An 18,817-nucleotide genomic window follows, 5' to 3' on the forward strand; every position below is an offset into this window, starting at 1 on the left:
GCGACGGCAAGGGGCCGCCAGTGGCTCGACCAGGACCCCGCAAGGGTGGTGGCGCACGATGTCCGCATCTGGGAGAACCGCTGGTCCCAGGGTCGATGACGCCCCTGCTGACGGCCTTCACGACCGCTCACCAGCCTCCGGATTGATTTCGCGCTCAAGTTTTCTAACAGGGAGCCCTCTCTTGCTGAGTCCAGCATCTGCAGCTCCGGGCCTGTGCATGGCGAGCCTCGATAAAACCCTGACCATCCAGCAGGCGAACCAGGAGTTCTTCCGGCAGTTCAACGGCTCGTCCGAGGACATATGCGGCCGCAATTTCCGTGACGTGGTGCACCCGAGCGTGCAGCAGCCGCTGGTGCGTAAATTCTCCAATTTGCTGGAAGGGAAGCATCAGCGATTCGTCACGCCCGTCATTGCCGTGGGGCCTGGCGAGGAGTCCGCCTTCACCGTTCCCCTCACCGCGGTCGCGGTGCGCGGTGGCCTGCCCGACACGACCGCGATCCTGGTCATGATGCCCACGGCCGGGGACGCCGAGGGGACCCGAGTGGTGACCAAACGCAAGAAGATCCTCTCCGCGATGGACGCGCGTATCCTCGAAGGCATCGCCGCCGGTGTCTCCACCGTCCCCTTGGCGGCAAGCCTCTACCTCAGCCGGCAGGGCGTCGAGTACCACGTGACCTGCCTGCTGCGGAAGCTGAAGGTGCCCAACCGTGCCGCGCTGGTCTCCCGCGCCTACTCCATGGGCGTGCTCAAGGTCGGCACCTGGCCGCCCGAGGTCGTGGACGACTTCGTGAAGTGAGCGGCCGCAGGGCCCGCGCCGGGCGCCCGCACGCGCCGGCGGCTGTGACAGCGTTCACCCGCGCCGAACGCGGCGCCACGCGACTCGCCACTCCCCGAGTGCCCGGCAAGAACATGGCAGAACGGCCCGAGTGAATGCGCGCGCCGCGGAGGAGCACCTCACCAGCGCCTACCGCAAGCTCCGGGTCGCCGGACAGTCCGAACGGACCGCGTGATCCCCATTGTCGCGCGGCTCGGCGGACGCCTGAAGGCACGCGTGAGCGCTGCCCGCGCCGGGAGCGGGCCGTACCGCAACGCCCTCCTCCGTGCCCCGGGTGACCGGACCTCCGGGCCCCGCCTCCCCGAGGTCATCCCGCCGGGTCCGGATCTCCTCGCCGGCCCTTTTGCACGGACCCCACATGGCGCGTTCCGCCCCAGGCCGCGCCACTCCGGCCGGCCTTCCGACTCATCTTCCCTCTTCCCTCCACGCTCGACGCTCGACGCTCAGGAGAAACAACGTGATTGCACATCAGCCTCTGTCGCGCCGCCGCATGCTCGGCCTGGCGGCCCTGGGCGCCGCCGCACTCGCGGGGCAGACCACGATCACCGCCGCCCCCCGGGCGTCCGCTGCCACCACCAGTGGTTCCGGCGGCACGTTCGTCCCCGCCGTCGTGGTCGGCACCGGTTACGGCGCGGCCGTCTCCGCCCTGCGTCTCGGCGAGGCAGGGGTCCCCACCCTGATGCTGGAGATGGGCCAGCTGTGGAACCAGCCCGGTCCGGACGGCAACGTGTTCTGCGGGATGCTCAAGCCCGACAAGCGCTCCAGCTGGTTCAAGACCCGCACCGAGGCCCCGCTCGGCTCCTTCCTGTGGCTCGACCTCGCCAACCGGGACATCGAGCCCTACGCGGGTGTACTGGACCGGGTCAACTTCGACCAGATGTCCGTGTACGTGGGACGCGGTGTCGGCGGCGGCTCGCTCGTCAACGGTGGCATGGCGGTCACGCCCCGGCGCTCGTACTTCGAGGAGGTGCTGCCCCAGGTCGACGCCGGGGAGATGTACACCAAGTACTTCCCGCGCGCGAACTCCACCCTCCGGGTCAACAACATCGACAAGAGCTGGTTCGAGCAGACCGAGTGGTACACGTTCGCGCGTGTCTCGCGCCAGCAGGCCTCGAACGCGGGCCTGAGCACCACCTTCGTGCCCAACGTCTACGACTGGGACTACATGCGCCGTGAGGCGGACGGCGCGGCGCCCAAGTCCGCGCTGGCCGCCGAGGTCATCTACGGCAACAACCACGGCAAGGTCTCACTGGACAAGAGCTACCTGGCGGCCGCCCTGGGCACCGGCAAGGTCACCATCGAGACCCTGCACCAGGTCAGGACGATCCGTCAGCAGAACGACGGCACGTACCTGCTGACCGTCGAGCAGAGGGACGCCGAGGGAAAGCTGCTCGCGACCAAGGAGGTCTCCTGCCGCCACCTCTTCCTCGGCGCGGGCAGTCTCGGCTCGACCGAACTGCTGCTGCGCGCCCGGGAGACCGGTACTCTTCCGAACCTCAGCTCCGAGGTCGGCGGAGGCTGGGGCCCCAACGGAAACATCATGACCGCCCGCGCCAACCACGTGTGGAACCCCACCGGCACCAAGCAGTCGTCGATCCCCGCCCTCGGCATCGACGACTGGGACAACCCGAACACCCCCGTCTTCGCCGAGATCGCCCCCATGCCGGCGGGTGTCGAGACCTGGGTCAGCCTCTACCTGGCCATCACCAAGAACCCGGAGCGCGGCACCTTCGTCTACGACGCCGCCAAGGACCGGGCGGACCTGCACTGGACCCGGGACCAGAACGCGCCCGCGGTCGCGGCGGCGAAGTCGCTGTTCGACCGCATCAACAAGGCCAACGCCACCATCTACCGGTACGACCTCTTCGGCAAGCAGATCAAGGCCTTCGCCGACGACTTCTGCTACCACCCGCTCGGCGGCTGCGTCCTCGGCAAGGCCACCGACAACTACGGCCGCGTCGCCGGATACAAGAACCTCTACGTGACCGACGGCTCGCTCATCCCCGGCAGCATCGGCGTCAACCCGTTCGTGACCATCACCGCGCTGGCGGAGCGGAACGTCGAGCGCATCATCAAGGAGGACGTCGCGGGTTCCTGACGAGCGGTGGGCGGAGCCTGTCCGCGCGCCGCCCCTCTCCACCCGGCGAACGCCCCGCCACGGTGGGCGGTCGAACCCAGACGGAAAAGGAACGATTCCATGAACTCCCCGCTCACCGAGGACAACGGCCTCTGGATCCGCCGGTTCCACCCGCGTCCCGACAGCCGCGCCCGGTTGGTCTGCCTGCCCCACGCGGGCGGCTCCGCCAGCTTCTACTTCCCCGTGTCCCGCTCCATGCCCGACAGCGTCGACGTACTGTGCGTCCAGTACCCCGGCCGCCAGGACCGCCGCAGCGAACCGCTCCTGGACTCCGTACCGGCGCTCGCCGACAAGGTCTACGAGGCCCTCCTGCCCTGGACCGACCGGCCCATCGCCCTGTTCGGCCACAGCATGGGCGCCTCCCTCGCCTACGAGATCGCCCGACGGCTGGAGCAGGAGCGGGACATCCTGCCCACCGCCCTCATCGCCTCCGGCCGCCGTGCCCCGTCCACGCACCGCGACGAGACCGTCCACCTGCGAGACGACGACGGCCTCGTCGCCGAGATGCGCGGCCTCAGCGGCACCAACCCCCAGCTGCTGGGCGACGAGGAAGTCCTGCGCATGATCCTCCCGGCCATCCGGGCGGACTACCGCGCAGCCGAGACCTACACCTGGGAACCCGGTCCGCCCCTGCGCTGCCCCGTGACCTGCCTGGTCGGCGACGACGACCCGAAGGTCACCGTGGAGGAGGCCGCCGCCTGGTCCCAGCACACCGACGGCCCCTTCACGCTGAAGGTCTTCCCCGGCGGCCACTTCTTCCTGGCCCAGCACCAGACGGAAGTCGTCTGCCTCATGGCCTCCCAGGTTCTCTCGGGAGCGTGAGCCTGCTGCGCACCACGGCAACCCCGGCCAGGTTCCGCCGCCCGGTGCTGCGTGTGTTCCGACGCCGGCTGAGCGAGGTCCTCGTGGATCCGCAGCTTGCGGCTCGTCCTGTTCCCGGGTGCAGTGGGTGGCGTATTCGGTAAGGGCCCGTAGTGCCGTCAGGCCCGGTTGATTCTGGCGGCGATCCCGTGACCGATCAGCAAATACATGACGGCCGGGAGGCCATAATCAAGGATGACGCGTAGCCCTTGTGTGTCCATTGTGAAAATGTCCTGCGACCACCAGGCCAGCCAGTCCGCCGTTCCGTGCACGAATTTCACGAAGACATTCGCCTGATTCGCGTCGAGCAGAAACAACAAGATCCACAGACCCAGCAGGGCCGCCGCGATGTCGGCGACCGTGCACACCGCCAGAGCCGTGCGCCGCCCGGCTGCATGGTGGCGCGCCGAGCGGCCGGGGCCCGTGGGCTGGTTGTACGTCTGGTATCCGGAAACAGGGTCCGTGTTGCTCACAAGGAACTCCGATCTGACGAGTTGTGGGGACAGTGAGGTTGCCCCAGGCGCTTAATTTTCGTCTGGGGGTGTTGCCTCACCCTTCCCGGTTCTGCGTCTTGCAGGGGTGGGCGCGTTACACCTCGCTCAACGACAACCAAAATATGGCCGCCTATTCGGGCACTTACCTAAATGTTCTGGCGCGACGGCACATTTGCGGATGACACGGAAGCGGGAACCGAGCCGGGCGGCGGTCGGCCTGCCCCGTGATCAAATTGCGTGAGGTCGTCGGTGACGGTCGGCAGGAGTCGGGCCTCGACCTCCGGGGCGAGCCGAGGCCCCTGGCAGGGGGCGCGCACGGAACTGGGCACCTGCGAGTCGACGACCGTGCAGGTCGCGCCCGGCACCGTGTTGCTGCTGTACACCGACGGCCCCGTCGAGGAACGCGGCACGCACATCGACGTCTCACTGCGAGCCTTCACATGCCTGTGCCTGCCGGTGGACGGGCCGTTGGAGGGTCCTGAACGCGTCGCAGCGGTCTGTCCGGGGCAATCGAGAGCGACTCGTCTTCGGACGGGTCGGCTGCAGACCGTACCGGTACCCCTCGCCGGACGGGTTCCGGCGGTTTCACGACCGAGGCGCGAGCTTCGAGGACGGGTGACCGCCCGCCATGTGCGCAGCGCGGTCGAGCGACGGCGTCTCCTGCCGGCCGAGGTCAGATGACGCCGCGGATCGCCGCCTCGAACCCTGCCACGTGGTCCGCGGCGAGGTCTGCTGCCTTCTCCGCATCGCCGTCGATGACGGCGCGCAGCAGGGGTCCGTGCTCATGGACGTGGCCCGCCAGGCCCGGCAGCCGGTCGAGGAACAGGCACCAGATCCGCGTCGCCAGGTTGTCGTACCTGATCAGGGTGTCCTCAAGGTAGGGATTGCGGGTCGCGGCATAGATGGCGCGGTGCACGGCCATGTCGAGCCGGATCAGGTCCGTGCCCCCGCCGGACGCGTCCGCCAGCCGTACCAGCAACCGGTCGAGGTCTGCTCGGTCACCGTCGCCGGCGCGCCGGGCCGCCATGCTCGCGGCGAGAGGCTCCAGCTGCCTGCGGACCTCTGAGATGTGTCCGAGATCGGCGATCTGCACCTCGGTGGCGAAGGTCCCGCGCCGGGGGTAGGCGACGACGAGGCGCTCGTGCTCCAGGCGCTTCAGGGCCTCCCGGACGGGGGTCCGTCCGAAGCCGAGGTCGGCCGCGATCCGCTCGTCGTTGACGGGGTCTCCGGGGCGGATCCGGAGCGTCACCAGACGGTCCGAGATGGAGCGATAGGCCTGGTCGGCCAGCGTTCCACCGCCCTGACCAGCGGCGGTAGTCACCTGAAACCCTCCCTTGACGCGACCCGATCCGTGCTCTTAGCGTAGCGCAACAGCAGATTGATATATCAGTCGTCTTTCAGTTGCTCCGCAGGGAGGTCTCATGCCTGCCCACACCCCCGGCCAGCGAGCGGACCGGTCCGCGGTGCTCAGCGACCGGCTCCACGACGTCGCCCCGGAGATCGCCATGGCGATCGAGGCGGAGCTGGCTCGGCAGCGCGGCACGCTGGAGATGATCGCCCGCGCCCGCCGATGGTCAGCTCCGGTGTCCGCGTCGGCACCCCGGCCCTGGCTGCCCGCGGCTTCGCCGCTGAGGAGTTCACAGAGGTAGCCGACATCATCGCCACGGCTTTTCTGCCCGGCTTCGACGACCAGGTCGCCACCGCGCTGCGCCGACGCGTCCAGGTCCTGACAGACCGCTTCCCGCTGTACTCCGTCGATCCGCAGCTCGCGGCCCAGGAGGCTGCTCAGTGATGCACCCGCGCGACAACGCTCCCGCCCGCCCGTCTCCCACCGCCACTCTCAATCGAGCTTCGCGCCCCTCTGCCGGGCCCGGAGACGTCCTGCCGGACCACCCCGACTTCCTGTGGCGCAACCCGAACCCCAAGCCGTCCTACGACGTCGTCATCGTCGGCGGCGGAGGGCACGGCCTGGCCACCGCCTACTACCTGGCCAAGAACCACGGCATCACCAATGTCGCCGTCCTGGAGAAGGGGTGGCTGGCGGGCGGCAACATGGCCCGCAACACCACCATCATCCGCTCCAACTACCTGTGGGACGAGAGCTCCGGCATCTACGAGCACTCGCTGAAGCTGTGGGAGACCCTCGAGGAAGACCTCGGCTGCCCCATCCTGTTCAGCCAGCGCGGCGTCCTCAACCTCGCCCACAGCCTGCAGGACATCCGCGACAGCAAGCGCCGTGTCTACGCCAACCAGCTCAACGGCATCGACGCCCAGTGGCTGGAGCCGGACGAGGTCGCCAAGGTCTGTCCCATCGTCAACATCTCGCCGGATGTGCGCTATCCGGTGCTCGGCGCCACCTACCAGCCCCGCGCGGGCATCGCCAAGCACGACTACGTCGCCTGGGGCTTCGCCCGCAGGGCCGACGACCACGGCATCGACCTGATCCAGGACTGCGAGGTCACCGGGCTCGACATCCGGGCCGGCCGCGTGCACGGAGTGCAGACCACGCGTGGCCCCATCGCCGCCGGGAAGGTCGCGCTTGCTGCCGCCGGGCACTCCTCCGTGCTGGCCTCCATGGCCGGTCTGCGGCTGCCACTGCAGAGCCACCCGCTGCAGGCCCTGGTCTCGGAGCTCCTCGAACCGGTGCACCCGACCGTCGTGATGTCGAACGCCGTGCACGTGTACGTCTCCCAGGCCCACAAGGGCGAACTCGTCATGGGCGCTGGCATCGACAGCTACAACGGCTACGGACAGCGCGGCTCCTTCCACATCCTGGAACGCCAGATGGCCGCCGCACTGGAGCTGTTCCCCGTCTTCGCCCGCGCCCACATGCTGCGCACCTGGGCCGGCATCGTCGACGTCACCCCCGACGCCTCACCCATCGTCGGACTCACACCCGTCGAGAACCTGTACCTCAACTGCGGCTGGGGCACCGGCGGTTTCAAAGCCACACCGGGCGTCGGCTGGTGCTACGCGCACACCATCGCCACCGGTCAACCGCACCCGTACAACGCGCCCTTCACCCTCGCCCGGTTCACCACCGGCGCCCTGGTCGACGAGCACGGCGCGGCCGCCGTCGCCCACTGACGCCCGCGCCAGCCAAGGAGATTCCCATGCAGCTCATAGCCTGCCCCTGGTGCGGTGAGCGCGAAGAGACCGAATTCCACTACGGCGGGCAGGCGCACGTCGCCTACCCCGACGACCCGTACGCGCTCGACGACGAGCAGTGGGCCCAGTACGTCTTCTTCCGCGACAACCCCGAGGGCCCGTTCGCCGAACGGTGGGTGCACGCGGCCGGCTGCCGGCGCTGGTTCAACACCCTGCGCGACACCGTCACCCACGAGTTCCTCGCGGTCTGCGACACCCGCGCCCAGCGCCCCCTCCCCCCGAGCACCCAACCCGGTGCCGAGCACCGCACAGGCCAGGAGACCGGCTGATGAACAACCCGTTCCGTGCCCCCGGCCACGGCCACATCAACCGCGACACCACCCTCTCCTTCATCTTCGACGGCCACACCTACACCGGGCACTCCGGCGACACCCTCGCCTCGGCCCTGCTCGCCAACGGCGTGCACCACGTGGCCGACAGCATCAAGTACGGACGGCCGCGCGGGGTCCTGGCCGCCGGATCCGAAGAGCCCAACGCCCTCGTGCAGATCGAAGCCCCCTTCCCCGAGCCCATGCTCACCGCCACCACCGTCGAGCTGTACGAGGGCCTCGTCGCACGGGGTCTGTCCGGCCAGGGCCGACTGAGCAGCCAACCGGACCCCGCCCGCTACGACACCATGCACGCCCACTGCGACCTCCTGGTCGTCGGGGCGGGCCCGGCGGGACTGGCCGCCACACTGGCCGCTGCCCGCGCCGGAGCCCGCGTGATCCTCGTCGACGAACTCCCGCGGCCCGGCGGATCACTCCTCGGCACCCGGGAACTGCTCGACGGCGCACCGGCGACCGCGTGGATCAGCGATGTCATCGCGGAACTCGACGCCTGCGCCGACGTGCAGGTCCTGCGGCGCACCACCGCCTTCGGCCACTACGACGACGGACTCGTCCTGGCCCTGGAGAAGCGCACGGACCACCTCGGCGCCGCCGCCCCCGCCCACCTCTCGCGGCAGCGGATCTGGCGCATCCGCGCCCGGCAGGTCGTGTACGCCACCGGCGCCTACGAGCGCCCGGTCGCCTTCGACGACAACGACCGCCCCGGCATCATGCTGGCCGGCTCGGCGCGTACCTACCTCAACCGCTTCGGTGTCCTTCCCGGGCGGCGGGCCGTCGTGTTCACCACCAACGACAGCGCCTATCCGGCAGCACTCGAACTGGCCGCCGCAGGCGTGCGGATCGCAGCGGTGGTCGACGCCCGCGAGGAGGTGCCGGCGCACTGGCGCACCGCCTGCGACGAACACGGTATCGAGGTACGCGCGGGTCACGTCGTCACCGGTACCAGTGGCACCGAGCACGTCTCCCGTGCCCACGTCGCCGCCTTCGGTCAGGGACGCCTCGGCGAGAGGCAGGGCATCGACTGCGATCTGCTGCTGGTCTCCGGCGGCTGGAACCCCGCGGTGGCCCTGTTCAGCCAGGCCCGGGGCACCCTGCGCTACGACGGCGGGATCGGGGCCTTCGTGCCCGCGCACGCGCCGGAGGGTGTCCGTACCGCGGGATCAGCCGGCGGGAATCTCACCCTGTCCGGCTGCCTGGCCGACGGCGTGGACGCCGCCCACCAGGCCCTGTCGGCCATCGGCAGGACCGGCCTGACGATCACCCTGCCGACCACCGCCCCGCTCCCGGACGGAGCGCCCACCCGGGTGCTCTGGAGGGTCCCGAGCCCGCAGGACAGTCAGGACGGTTCGAAGCAGTTCGTCGACCTGCAGCGCGACGCCCTCGTCTGCGACGTGCTGCGGGCGACCGGGGCGGGCCTGCGGTCGGTGGAGCACGTCAAGCGCTACACCACGATCGGCACCGCCCACGACCAGGGCCGCACATCGGGCGTGATGACCTCGGGCATCGTCGCCGAGGCGCTCGGGGTGGACGTCGCCGACCTCGGCACCATGCGCCTGCGTCCGCCCGCCGTGCCGGTGGCCTTCGCCGCCCTCGCGGGCCGCAACCGCGGGGAACTGTTCGATCCGGTCCGGGTGACCGCACTGCACCCCTGGCACGTCGAGCACGGCGCCCTGTTCGAGAACGTCGGCCAGTGGAAGCGTCCCTGGTACTACCCCCAGCCGGGCGAGACCATCGAGGACGCCGTACTGCGCGAGTGCCGGGCCGCCCGCACCGGCGTCGCCATGATGGACGGCTCCACGCTCGGCAAGATCAATGTGCAGGGCCCGGACGCCGGCGTACTGCTGGACCGGCTCTACACGAACATGATGAGCACCCTCAAGGTGGGCCGGATCCGCTACGGCGTGATGTGCGGCGTCGACGGCATGGCCATCGACGACGGCACCGTCATCCGCGTGGCCGAGCAGGAGTTCCTGCTGACCACGACCACCGGCAACGCCGCCAGGGTCCTGGAATGGATGGAGGAGTGGCTGCAGACGGAGTGGCCCGCCCTGCGCGTGCACCTCACCTCCGTCACCGAACACTGGGCGACGATCCCCCTGGTCGGTCCCCGCTCCCGCGACGTACTGGCCCTGGTGGCTCCGGGTCTGGACGTCGGCAACGACGCCTTCCCCTTCATGTCCTGGCAGGACACCACGGTCGCCGGCGTACCGGCGCGTGTGTGCCGTATCAGCTTCTCCGGTGAACTCGCCTACGAGATCAACGTGCCCGCCTGGTACGGCATCACGGTGTGGAAGTCCCTCCTCGCGGCCGGCAGCGCGTTCGGCATCACCCCGTACGGCACCGAGACGATGCACGTACTGCGCGCCGAAAAGGCCTACCCCGTCATCGGGCAGGACACCGACGGCACCGTCACCCCGCAGGACCTGGGCATGTCGTGGGTCGTGTCCAGGAAGAAGCCGGACTTCATCGGCAAGCGGTCCTTCACCCGTGCGGAGAACCGGCGCAGCGACCGCAAGCAGCTGGTGGGCCTGCTGCCGGCCGACGAGCGGGTCCTGCTGCCCGAAGGCGCCCAGATCATCGCCACCAGCAGCATCCCGGAGCCACCGGTACCCATGCTGGGCCACGTCACCTCCAGCTACCGCAGCGACGCCCTGCAGCGGACGTTCGCCCTGGCTCTGGTGCGCTCGGGGACCCAGCGCATCGGCGACACCCTCTACGTCCCGCTGGACGGACGGACCGTCCCGGTGACCGTGACCGACCCTGTGCTCTTCGACAAGGAGGGAACCCGCCGTGACGGTTGAGACCCCCACTCGCTTCAGCGCCCTGTCCGAGTGGCAGGACGGCTTCGCGCAGCTGCCCACCGGACTGCAGGTGCGGGAACTGCCCTTCCTGACGCAGCTCAGCCTGCGGGTGGAGCCCGGAAGTGCTGCGGCACAGGCCGTCGAAGCCTGCCTGGACATCACGCTGCCGGGCCCCGTGCGCGCCGAGATGTCGGGCGACGTCAAGGCGCTGTGGATGGGCCCGGACGAATGGCTGCTGGTGGCTCCCGACGGCCGGCAGCAGGACCTGCTCGCGCAGCTGCGGTCGGCCATCGGTGACGACGACTTCGCCACCGTCACCGACGTCTCCGCGCAGCGCACCACGCTGGCCCTGTCCGGGCACCTCGTCCGCAAGGTACTGGCCCAAGGGTGTGCCATCGATCTCGATCCGCGGGTGACACCCGTCGGCTCCTGCCCGACCACGCTGCTGGCGCAGGCCCCGGTCACCCTCGTGGTGCGAGGGGAGGGAGCATCCGGTGTGTGGCTGCTGGTCCGCGCATCGTTCGCGTCCTACCTGGCCACCTGGCTGCTCGACGCCTGCACGGAATACCGGGGCACGGCGGTGTGAAGGCTGTCGTCCTGGGACTGGAGGGTGAGGTACAGCAGCCAGTCGACCCGGCGATCGCGGAGCCGACGACGGACCAACGGGGCGGCGGCCACCGGCGTGCCGGGTGGAGAACGCCGCGGAGACCGGAACAGAGCCCGACATGAAGGACACTCAGCTGACGGCTCGACGGCAGGGCGACCGGGTGCGGTGCGGCTCAGCAGGTCGCGGTAGGCGACCATCGAGAACTCCCGCCCGCCGACCCACAGGTCTGCGTTCCGGTGGCGGGTTGGAGGTCCGCCGCCGGCAGTCCCGGAGGTCGAGCTTCCGGCTGGCGCGTCCGGTGGATCGGTGCCGACCCACCGGCCACGCCCCGGTACCGCAGATGCACACTACGGTGAGTGTCCACCACCATCCTGGGTGTCGGCCGTCGGGCACCCTGATCGGTCTTGTCCGGGTGCCATCGCCCGCGGCGTCATAGCGTTTGCGAGTCGGCCGGAGGCGCCGTGTGCCGCGTCGGCATTCCCGCGGAGGACGCGTCAGGCCGGTAGGTCCCGAGGGGCTGCCCTGTCCGCATCACCCCTTCGAGTTGGCGGCGTATGCCCTCGGCGGCGTCACGAACTCGCGCGGGCACGTCACCACGCTCGGCGACGAGCTTGTGGTAGATCGGGGCGTCTTGGAACACGTGGCACGGGACCTTTCCATCGGTGATGTCACTCCGCATCGCAGCTGACGAGTGTAGGCGGCGGGCAGGGGTGCCCACGGCCACTCCTACGCGCTGCGTGACGGACAGCTGTGCGGACCGGCCGGTGCCGGTCAGATAGTGGTCGGCCGCCCACAAACGATAAAAAGGAGTATGCGCGGAGTTTCGGGTCAAGTCGGACGCGATGTGCCTCATGCGTCCAGGAGGACTCATCGGCCCGGTCGGCCCCGTCAGGGAGGAGAGGAGCGGCGGCCGGGTTCGCTGCTGAGCGTGCACAGCCTCGCCGGCCAGGTCTTCCTTCTGCAGCTGGCGGTCGTGATGCTGCTCGTCGCGGCCACCCTGGTGGCGCTCGTCGCGCAGGCGCGAAGCGATGTCATGGCGGACGCCCGGCAGCGGACGCTCACCACGGCCCAGACGTTCGCGAACTCCCCGGGGACCGTGGCGGCGCTGAAGAGCGCGAACCCGACCGCGGTGCTGCAGCCGCACGCCGAGGCGGCCCGGAAGGCCGCGGGCGTCGACGCCATCATCGTGTACGGACTGAACGGGATCACCCTCACCCACAGCGACCCGCACCAGATCGGCAAACACGTCATCGGGCCCTACGCGAAGGCGGCGACCGGCAAGCCGTTCACGAGTACCTTCAAGGGGTCCCTGGGGCTCTCCGTGATCTCGGCGGTTCCCGTCAGGGCTCCTGACGGCTCGGTCATCGCCATCGTCTCCGTGCCCGTCACGGTCGAGACGGTGCAGAACAGGGTGAACCGGCAACTGCCGGTCCTCTTCGGCGGCGCCGCCGCGGCCCTGGTCGTCGCGGCAGGCGGGTCGGGGATGGTCAGCCGGCGGTTGCGCCGCCAGACCCATGGCCTGGGGGCGACCGAGATGACCCGTATGTACGAACACCACGACGCGGTGCTGCACGCGGTGCGGGAAGGAGTGCTGATCGTCGGCGGTGACGGTCGGCTGCTGCTGGCCAACGACGAGGCACGGCGGCTGCTGGACCTGCCGGCGGACGCGGATCGGCGGCATATCACCGAGCTGGGGCTGGAGGAGGACCTCGCCGGGCTGCTGGCATCCGACCGCCCGGCCACCGACGAGGTGTACCTGGCGGGCGACCGGCTGCTCGCGGTCAACAAGCGGCTCACCGCACCTCACGGGCCGGTCGGCAGCGTGGTGACGCTCCGGGACACCACCGAGCTCCGGGCCCTCTCCGGCCGGGCCGAGGTGGCGCGTGAGCGGTTGAAGCTGCTCTACGACGCCGGACTGCGGATCGGCACCACGCTGGATGTGAAGCGCACAGCCGAGGAACTGGCCGAGGTGGCGGTGCCCCGGTTCGCCGACATCGTCACCGTCGAGCTGCCGGAGCCGGTCCTGCGCGGCGAGGAGGCCCCGGCTGCGGCCGCCGTGATCACCGAGTTGCGCCGCAGCGCCGTCGCCGGCCTGGACGCGGACGACCTTCCCCATCCCGTCGGCGAGCTGATCCGGTTCGGCCCGGCCGACCCCGTTGCCGTGGCGATGGCCGAGGGCCGGCCGGTCCTGATCGGGGACCTGAACGCCTCTGACGACTGGCGGGCCCAGCACCCCGAACACACGGGATGGATCCTCTCTCACGGTATCCACTCCCTGCTCGTGGTTCCGTTGCGAGCCCGCGGCGTGGTGCTGGGAGTGGTGGACTTCTGGCGTGCACAGGGGTCCCCGCCGTTCGAGGAAGAGGATGCGTCCTTCGCCGAGGAGCTGGCCGCCCGGGCAGCGGTGTGCGTCGACAACGCCCGCCGCTACACGCGCGAGCACGCCATGGCCGTCACGCTGCAGCACAGTCTGCTGCCGCGCGCGCTACCCGAGCAGCACGCCCTCGAGGTGGCCTACCGCTACCTGCCGGCCCAGGCGGGGGTGGGTGGGGACTGGTTCGACGTGATCCCGCTGTCCGGCACCCGGGTGGCGCTGGTGGTGGGCGACGTCGTCGGCCACGGTCTGCACGCCGCGGCGACCATGGGCCGGCTGCGCACCGCCGTACACAACTTCGCCAGCCTGGACATGCCCGTGGAGGAACTGCTGAGCCGGCTGGACGAGCTGGTGGCCCAGATCGACGCCGAGGAGGCTGCCGTCGCGGAGGACGGGCAGGGCATGATCACCGGGGCGACCTGTCAGTACGCCGTCTACGACCCCACCTCCGGACAGCTGGCTCTCGCCACCGCCGGTCATCCGGGACCGGCGGTGGTCCGGCCCGACGGGACCGTCGACTTCCCTCAGCTGCCGGTGTCCCCGCCACTGGGGCTCGGCGCCGGCCTGCCGGTCGAGACCGCCGAGCTCACCGTGCCCGCGGATTCCCGGCTGGTGCTCTACACCGACGGGCTGATCGAGGACCGCACCCGAGACCTGGACGCCGGTCTGGAGGCCCTGCGTGAGGCTCTGACAGGACCCGCGCGAACGCCGGAAGCCATCTGTGCGGCGGTGATGGAGGCCATGCTGTCCGACCGGCCCAGGGATGACATCGCGCTGCTGGTGGCCCGAACGTGCCGACTCGGACCGGCGCAGATGGCCGAGTGGGACGTGCCCCGTGACCCGGCGGCGGTGGCCCCGGTGCGCACCGCCTGTGCCCGCCGGCTGACGGAGTGGGGCCTGGAGCAGGCGGCCTTCACCGCCGAACTCATCCTCAGCGAACTGATCACCAACGCCATCCGCTACGGCGCCGAACCCATCGCCGTCCGGCTGCTCCGCACGGTGCCGATCAGCGGCCCTGCGGCAGGCAGCCTGATCTTCGAGGTCTCCGACGGCAGCAGCACCTCGCCCCGCCTGCGCCGGGCGAAGGTCACCGACGAGGGTGGCCGCGGACTCTTCCTGGTCGCCCGGTTGGCGGAACGCTGGGGGACCCGCTACACCCCCGCCGGCAAGGTCATCTGGGCGGAACAGTCCCTCCACCACGGTGCCGCGCCGGAGGCGGAAGGAGTCGGCGGGATCCTGCTCGGCCAATGGGACGACACGGCCCTGTGAGGGACACGTGTACGTCGCCTTCCGCCACGGCCGTACACGCCGTGTGCCGGCATGGCCTGACCGGGGCCCAAGGCTCAGGGGGTTCGCATTCCGCGGGGAAAGGCCGTGGTCGCGGGCTTCCCGGGCGGGATCCGGCCGTCGAGGCGGACGGGTACCCTGGCGTCGACGACGATTTCGCCGACGTGCGGACCCTCCGCCTGCGAGAGCGACCGGAACTGCAGACCGGCCACGGCGGCATCGGGCGTTCCTCCGGTGGCCGACGTGCCCTGTGACCAGTACACGTCCCCCGGTGACAACCTCATCACCACGCCTGGAGCAGTCGTGACCACACCCCGTGCCCGAGCAGCGGCCGTCCTCGGCTGCTTCGCTCTCGTGGCACTGGGAGTGAGCGCTTGCGAGAAGACACCGGCCGCCAGGCTCGTGAAGCCGTCGGCAGCCACCTCCGCCGAGAGCGTGGGCGGCATGCGCGCGCTGATCGCCGCGGCCAGACAGGAGGGCACGCTCAGAGCGATCGCGCTGCCGCGCGACTGGGCCAACTACGGCGGCCTGATCGACGGCTTCCAGAAGAAGTACGGCATCAAGGTCACGGTCGAGAATCCGCTGGGCCACAGCGAGGACGAGATCGACACCCTTCGCAAGAGGGGGAACCGGCCGACGGCCCCCGACGTGATCGACGTGGGCGACACGTTCGCGCGGAGCGCGGCGGCGCGGAATCTGCTCGCGCCGTACAAGGTCGCCGCCTACGACTCGATCCCCGTCAATCAGAAGGACCCCAAGGCCCGCTGGGCCAACAACTACGGGGGCTACATCTCCATCGGCTGCGACGCCAGCCGGGTCAAGCCCTGTCCGGAGACCTTCGCCGACCTGCTGAAGCCCGTCTACAAAGGCAAGGTCGCACTCGAAGGCGACCCGCCCCGGTCTGCTACCGCCTTCGCCAGCGTCTACGCGGCCGCCCTGGCGAACAACGGGTCGTTCGCCGACGTCCAGCCCGGTCTCGACTTCTTCGCCAAGCTCCACGAGAACGGCAACCTCAACCCGCTCAGGTCCAACCTGGCGACGGTCGAGGACGGCCGGACACCCATCAGCATCAACTGGGACTACATCAACCTGCACTACGCCGACCAGCTCCGCCGCCACGGCGTGAACTGGCAGGTGGCGATCCCCTTCGACGGCAGCTTCGCCCAGTACTTCGCCCTGGCGATCAACAAGAGCGCCCCGCACCCGGCGGCTGCCCGCCTGTGGCAGGAGTACCTCTTCAGTCCCCAGGGCCAGAACCTCCGGCTGCGCGGCTACGCCCGCCCGGTGCTCATGGACGTCATGAAGCAGGACGGCACCCTCGACAAGGCCGCCGCCGCACGGCTGCCGACGGTTGAGGGAACGCCGCAGTTCCCGACGGACGCGCAACTGGAGAAGGCGAGGAAGACGGTCACCCGGGGCTGGGCGAAGGTCGCCACCGGGTCGTCGGGGCCCCGGGCCGGGGCAGCGGACGTCCAGGTCGCCGCACCGTCCCGGGGGCAGCGGTGAGCGGCCTTGTCGAGGAGGATCCCGCAGCCGCGTGATGCTTCGGCGCCGCCGTGCGCTCCTTCAGGCATGAGTGCGTACCTCCGTCTGCGAGCGGTGCCGCCCCCGGCGCTACGCAACAGCGCAACCTGGCTGGATCGACAGTTCGAAGAGGACTTGGAGGCCGCCTGGCACCCGGGCGACCGGCACCGTGGGGAACTGCTGGACGAGTGCCGTCTGGACCAGGAGCGCATCTACGCCGGCGCTCTCCCGCATCGCGCCGAGGACCGGCCCCAAGCCCAGGTGGTGCTCGGCGGCCGGCCGGTGTTCCGTCCCGGCCGGCACGAGCCGCAGCTCCTGGTGCTGACGGCTGCCCAGGCCCGCCGGGTGGCCGGGTTCCTGAGCACCGCCGACTTCGACACGCTGTGGGTCTTCGCCCGCGGGGCACTGCTGCCGCGCTACGGCGGCGCGACTACGGAGCCCGAGACACGGGCCGCCTTCGCCGCCACCCACAACGGCCTGAGGGCGTTCTACGCACAGACGGCGGAGTGTGGTGACGCCGTGGTGAAGCGGTTGCCGAGCTGAAGCATGCATCGGCACGTCCGCGGGCGCGAGTCCATGCGGCGGTTCTGTGTCGATCCCGTTCAACTTCCTTCCGGCGCGGCAGGAACGAGTGCCGACTGTGCGCGCTCGGCGGCGCTGGGAGCTGTCAGGGCGAGTCGCCGGTGGATGCGGCGGAGCATGACGCGGGCCATGAAGGGGTGGACGCGCTTGACCCCGGCCCAGTACAACCGGCCGCGCCAGTTGTGGATGCGTACGACCGTACCGAGCGTGACCTGACAGTCGTCGACGAGGATCGAGGCGCGGACGTCGAGGTGGCCGGCGTCCTCGCCCAGCAGTACCTCGCCGCCCTCGCGGCCCACGACCGGGAAGGAGGCCCCGCGCAGGACACCACGCCAGGACTCGGGGTCCCGGGGCATCCCGGGACGCATCGTCATCCGCCATGCGTCGCTGTAGTCGATCCGCTCGAAGGCGGCACGGGCCAGGCGCGCTCCCGTCGGGAGGTCGCCGGCGGCGGCTCTCTCCCACATGAGCCAGTGGAGCAGCCGGACCCAGGGCGACCAGCGAACGGGGGCGCTCGCCGTCCCGGTGGCGGCCCGTTCGGCGTTGTCGAAGACCTCCTCGACGACCGTGTCGTGCATCCAGCGCACCGCCAGAGCCCAGCCCAGCGCCATCGGACCGCGGCGTTTCAGCTCCAGGGTGTGCCGCAGGCGGCAGCGCTCTCGCCCCAGCGGTTCGATGACGAACTCATGGTGCCCGTTCATGGGTGGATTGAAGTCGAAGCGGACGCGGCGGCCGGGCTCGTACGAGGCGACGCGGTAGCGGACGAAGCCGTGGCCGCCGTCCGCGCCGACCCCCAGGGGCCGGTCGAAGCGCATCGGGGGCCAGGCCGGGGTGGGCCACATCGGGTCGTCGGCCGAGGACAGGCGGTCGAGCAAGGCCCCGACGGCTTGGGCGGGTGCCTCGATGGTGCGCTGGTGGACATTGCGGATCATGCTGAACCTGCGCATAGCGCTCCTCCATACGCTGCCGTATGTTGCGGACCATACGGTAGCGTATGGCCATGGTGCAACGGCGTGACGAGGTCGCTGACGAGGGTGGCCGGAAGCGGCTGACGGCGCGGGACTGGGCGGACGCGGCCCTGTCGGCCATGGGCGAAGGCGGCCTCACCGCGGTCGCCATCGAGCCGCTCGCCGCTCGCCTGGGCACCACCAAAGGCAGCTTCTACTGGCATTTCGCCAACCGTGAGTCGCTGATCGAGGCCGCGCTCGACCGCTGGGAAGAGAAGTCCACCGAGGCGATCATCGACGGGCTGGCGTCCGAGCCGGATCCGGCGATGCGGCTGCGCAGGCTCTTCGCCGAGGCGTCCGAACTCGCCGCCCACGACCCGCTGGAGGTTTCCCTGCCGGCCTCGGTCAGTCACCCGCGGGTCGCCGCCGTACTGCGCCGGGTGACGGAGCGTCGAGTCGGATACCTGGCGCAGCTCTTCGTCGAACTGGGCTTCCCCCCGGACGAGGCACGCCGCCGCGCACTGCTGGCGTACACCGGCTACCTCGGGCACACACAGCTGACGCACGCGGTGCCGGAGACGCTGCCGGCCGGCGAGGACGGCAGGCGCTACCTGGACTCGGTGCTCGACACACTGATGACGGCCGCCCCGGAGTCTTAGACCGGGCCCTGCGGCGCCGTCGGCCTCGGTACAGGGCGGGTACATGGCCTTGGACTGTTCCCGACGGGTGGTCGGAGATCGCGGAGTCGCTGATCCCGCCGTCGAGGGTGCGGCAGCGCGGTGGGACGACATCGGGTGCCGCCCCTGCGCACGCCGCCGGCGGCGAGGCTGCCGCCGGCCCGTGCGGCGCCCCGCCCCACAGGCGTGCGCCA

General features: G+C 70.4%; 14 protein-coding genes and 1 pseudogene. 12 read left to right on the plus strand and 3 right to left on the minus strand.

What is annotated here, in order from left to right; all coding sequences use genetic code 11:
• The first annotated feature begins 217 nt into the window (after nt 1–217).
• From ACZ7GZ_RS19800 to ACZ7GZ_RS19810, 3 genes are all read left to right on the plus strand, one after another.
• Complete coding sequence (locus tag ACZ7GZ_RS19800) at nt 218–796, plus strand: LuxR C-terminal-related transcriptional regulator (RefSeq protein ID WP_471025737.1); 579 nt, start codon at nt 218–220, stop codon at nt 794–796.
• A gap of 529 nt (nt 797–1,325) precedes the next feature.
• The gene (locus tag ACZ7GZ_RS19805; RefSeq protein WP_471025921.1) at nt 1,326–2,933 is read left to right on the plus strand and encodes a GMC oxidoreductase; all 1,608 of its coding nucleotides are present in this window, start codon (nt 1,326–1,328) and stop codon (nt 2,931–2,933) included.
• Nucleotides 2,934–3,032: 99 nt separating this feature from the next.
• Entirely contained in the window at nt 3,033–3,794 is a 762-nt protein-coding gene (locus tag ACZ7GZ_RS19810; RefSeq protein WP_471025739.1) for a thioesterase II family protein, read from the plus strand.
• A 158-nt stretch (nt 3,795–3,952) separates the two neighbouring features.
• Here ACZ7GZ_RS19810 and ACZ7GZ_RS19815 read toward each other — a convergent pair whose 3' ends face one another.
• Nucleotides 3,953–4,306, minus strand: a complete 354-nt coding sequence (locus tag ACZ7GZ_RS19815; RefSeq protein ID WP_471025740.1) for a hypothetical protein — start codon at nt 4,304–4,306, stop codon at nt 3,953–3,955.
• A 694-nt stretch (nt 4,307–5,000) separates the two neighbouring features.
• Nucleotides 5,001–5,648: a GntR family transcriptional regulator gene (locus ACZ7GZ_RS19820; RefSeq protein WP_471025742.1), complete on the minus strand. Its 648-nt coding sequence runs from the start codon at nt 5,646–5,648 to the stop codon at nt 5,001–5,003.
• A gap of 216 nt (nt 5,649–5,864) precedes the next feature.
• Between ACZ7GZ_RS19820 and ACZ7GZ_RS19825 the strand changes: the two are divergent.
• From ACZ7GZ_RS19825 to ACZ7GZ_RS19860, 8 genes and pseudogenes are all read left to right on the plus strand, one after another.
• Nucleotides 5,865–6,119: pseudogene (locus ACZ7GZ_RS19825) on the plus strand (hypothetical protein); the annotation flags it as partial.
• Complete coding sequence (locus tag ACZ7GZ_RS19830) at nt 6,119–7,414, plus strand: sarcosine oxidase subunit beta family protein (protein ID WP_471025744.1); 1,296 nt, start codon at nt 6,119–6,121, stop codon at nt 7,412–7,414. The pseudogene ACZ7GZ_RS19825 and the gene ACZ7GZ_RS19830, both read left to right, overlap by 1 nt.
• A 26-nt stretch (nt 7,415–7,440) precedes the next feature.
• Nucleotides 7,441–7,764 carry a sarcosine oxidase subunit delta gene (locus ACZ7GZ_RS19835; protein WP_471025747.1) on the plus strand — a complete coding sequence of 108 codons (324 nt, stop codon included), beginning with the start codon at nt 7,441–7,443 and terminating at the stop codon, nt 7,762–7,764.
• Complete coding sequence (locus ACZ7GZ_RS19840; RefSeq protein ID WP_471025749.1) at nt 7,764–10,625, plus strand: 2Fe-2S iron-sulfur cluster-binding protein; 2,862 nt, start codon at nt 7,764–7,766, stop codon at nt 10,623–10,625. Before ACZ7GZ_RS19835 ends, ACZ7GZ_RS19840 begins: the two co-directional genes overlap by 1 nt.
• Nucleotides 10,615–11,211 carry a sarcosine oxidase subunit gamma gene (locus ACZ7GZ_RS19845; protein ID WP_471025751.1) on the plus strand — a complete coding sequence of 199 codons (597 nt, stop codon included), beginning with the start codon at nt 10,615–10,617 and terminating at the stop codon, nt 11,209–11,211. The genes ACZ7GZ_RS19840 and ACZ7GZ_RS19845 overlap by 11 nt, the downstream gene beginning before the upstream one ends.
• A gap of 832 nt (nt 11,212–12,043) precedes the next feature.
• Nucleotides 12,044–14,875, plus strand: coding sequence for a SpoIIE family protein phosphatase (locus tag ACZ7GZ_RS19850; RefSeq protein WP_471025752.1), 2,832 nt, complete (start codon nt 12,044–12,046; stop codon nt 14,873–14,875).
• A 321-nt stretch (nt 14,876–15,196) separates the two neighbouring features.
• Nucleotides 15,197–16,399, plus strand: a complete 1,203-nt coding sequence (locus ACZ7GZ_RS19855) for an ABC transporter substrate-binding protein (RefSeq protein WP_471025754.1) — start codon at nt 15,197–15,199, stop codon at nt 16,397–16,399.
• Between the two features lie 66 nt (nt 16,400–16,465).
• Nucleotides 16,466–16,960 carry a DUF1877 domain-containing protein gene (locus ACZ7GZ_RS19860; RefSeq protein ID WP_471025757.1) on the plus strand — a complete coding sequence of 165 codons (495 nt, stop codon included), beginning with the start codon at nt 16,466–16,468 and terminating at the stop codon, nt 16,958–16,960.
• A 59-nt stretch (nt 16,961–17,019) separates the two neighbouring features.
• Here ACZ7GZ_RS19860 and ACZ7GZ_RS19865 read toward each other — a convergent pair whose 3' ends face one another.
• Nucleotides 17,020–17,946: a DUF2867 domain-containing protein gene (locus tag ACZ7GZ_RS19865; protein ID WP_471025759.1), complete on the minus strand. Its 927-nt coding sequence runs from the start codon at nt 17,944–17,946 to the stop codon at nt 17,020–17,022.
• 53 nt (nt 17,947–17,999) lie between these two features.
• Here ACZ7GZ_RS19865 and ACZ7GZ_RS19870 point away from each other — a divergent pair, with 53 nt between their 5' ends.
• Nucleotides 18,000–18,605, plus strand: a complete 606-nt coding sequence (locus ACZ7GZ_RS19870) for a TetR/AcrR family transcriptional regulator (RefSeq protein ID WP_471025762.1) — start codon at nt 18,000–18,002, stop codon at nt 18,603–18,605.
• The last annotated feature ends 212 nt before the right edge of the window (nt 18,606–18,817 follow it).

The sequence above is a fragment of the Streptomyces sp. NPDC037288 genome (assembly GCF_055603265.1).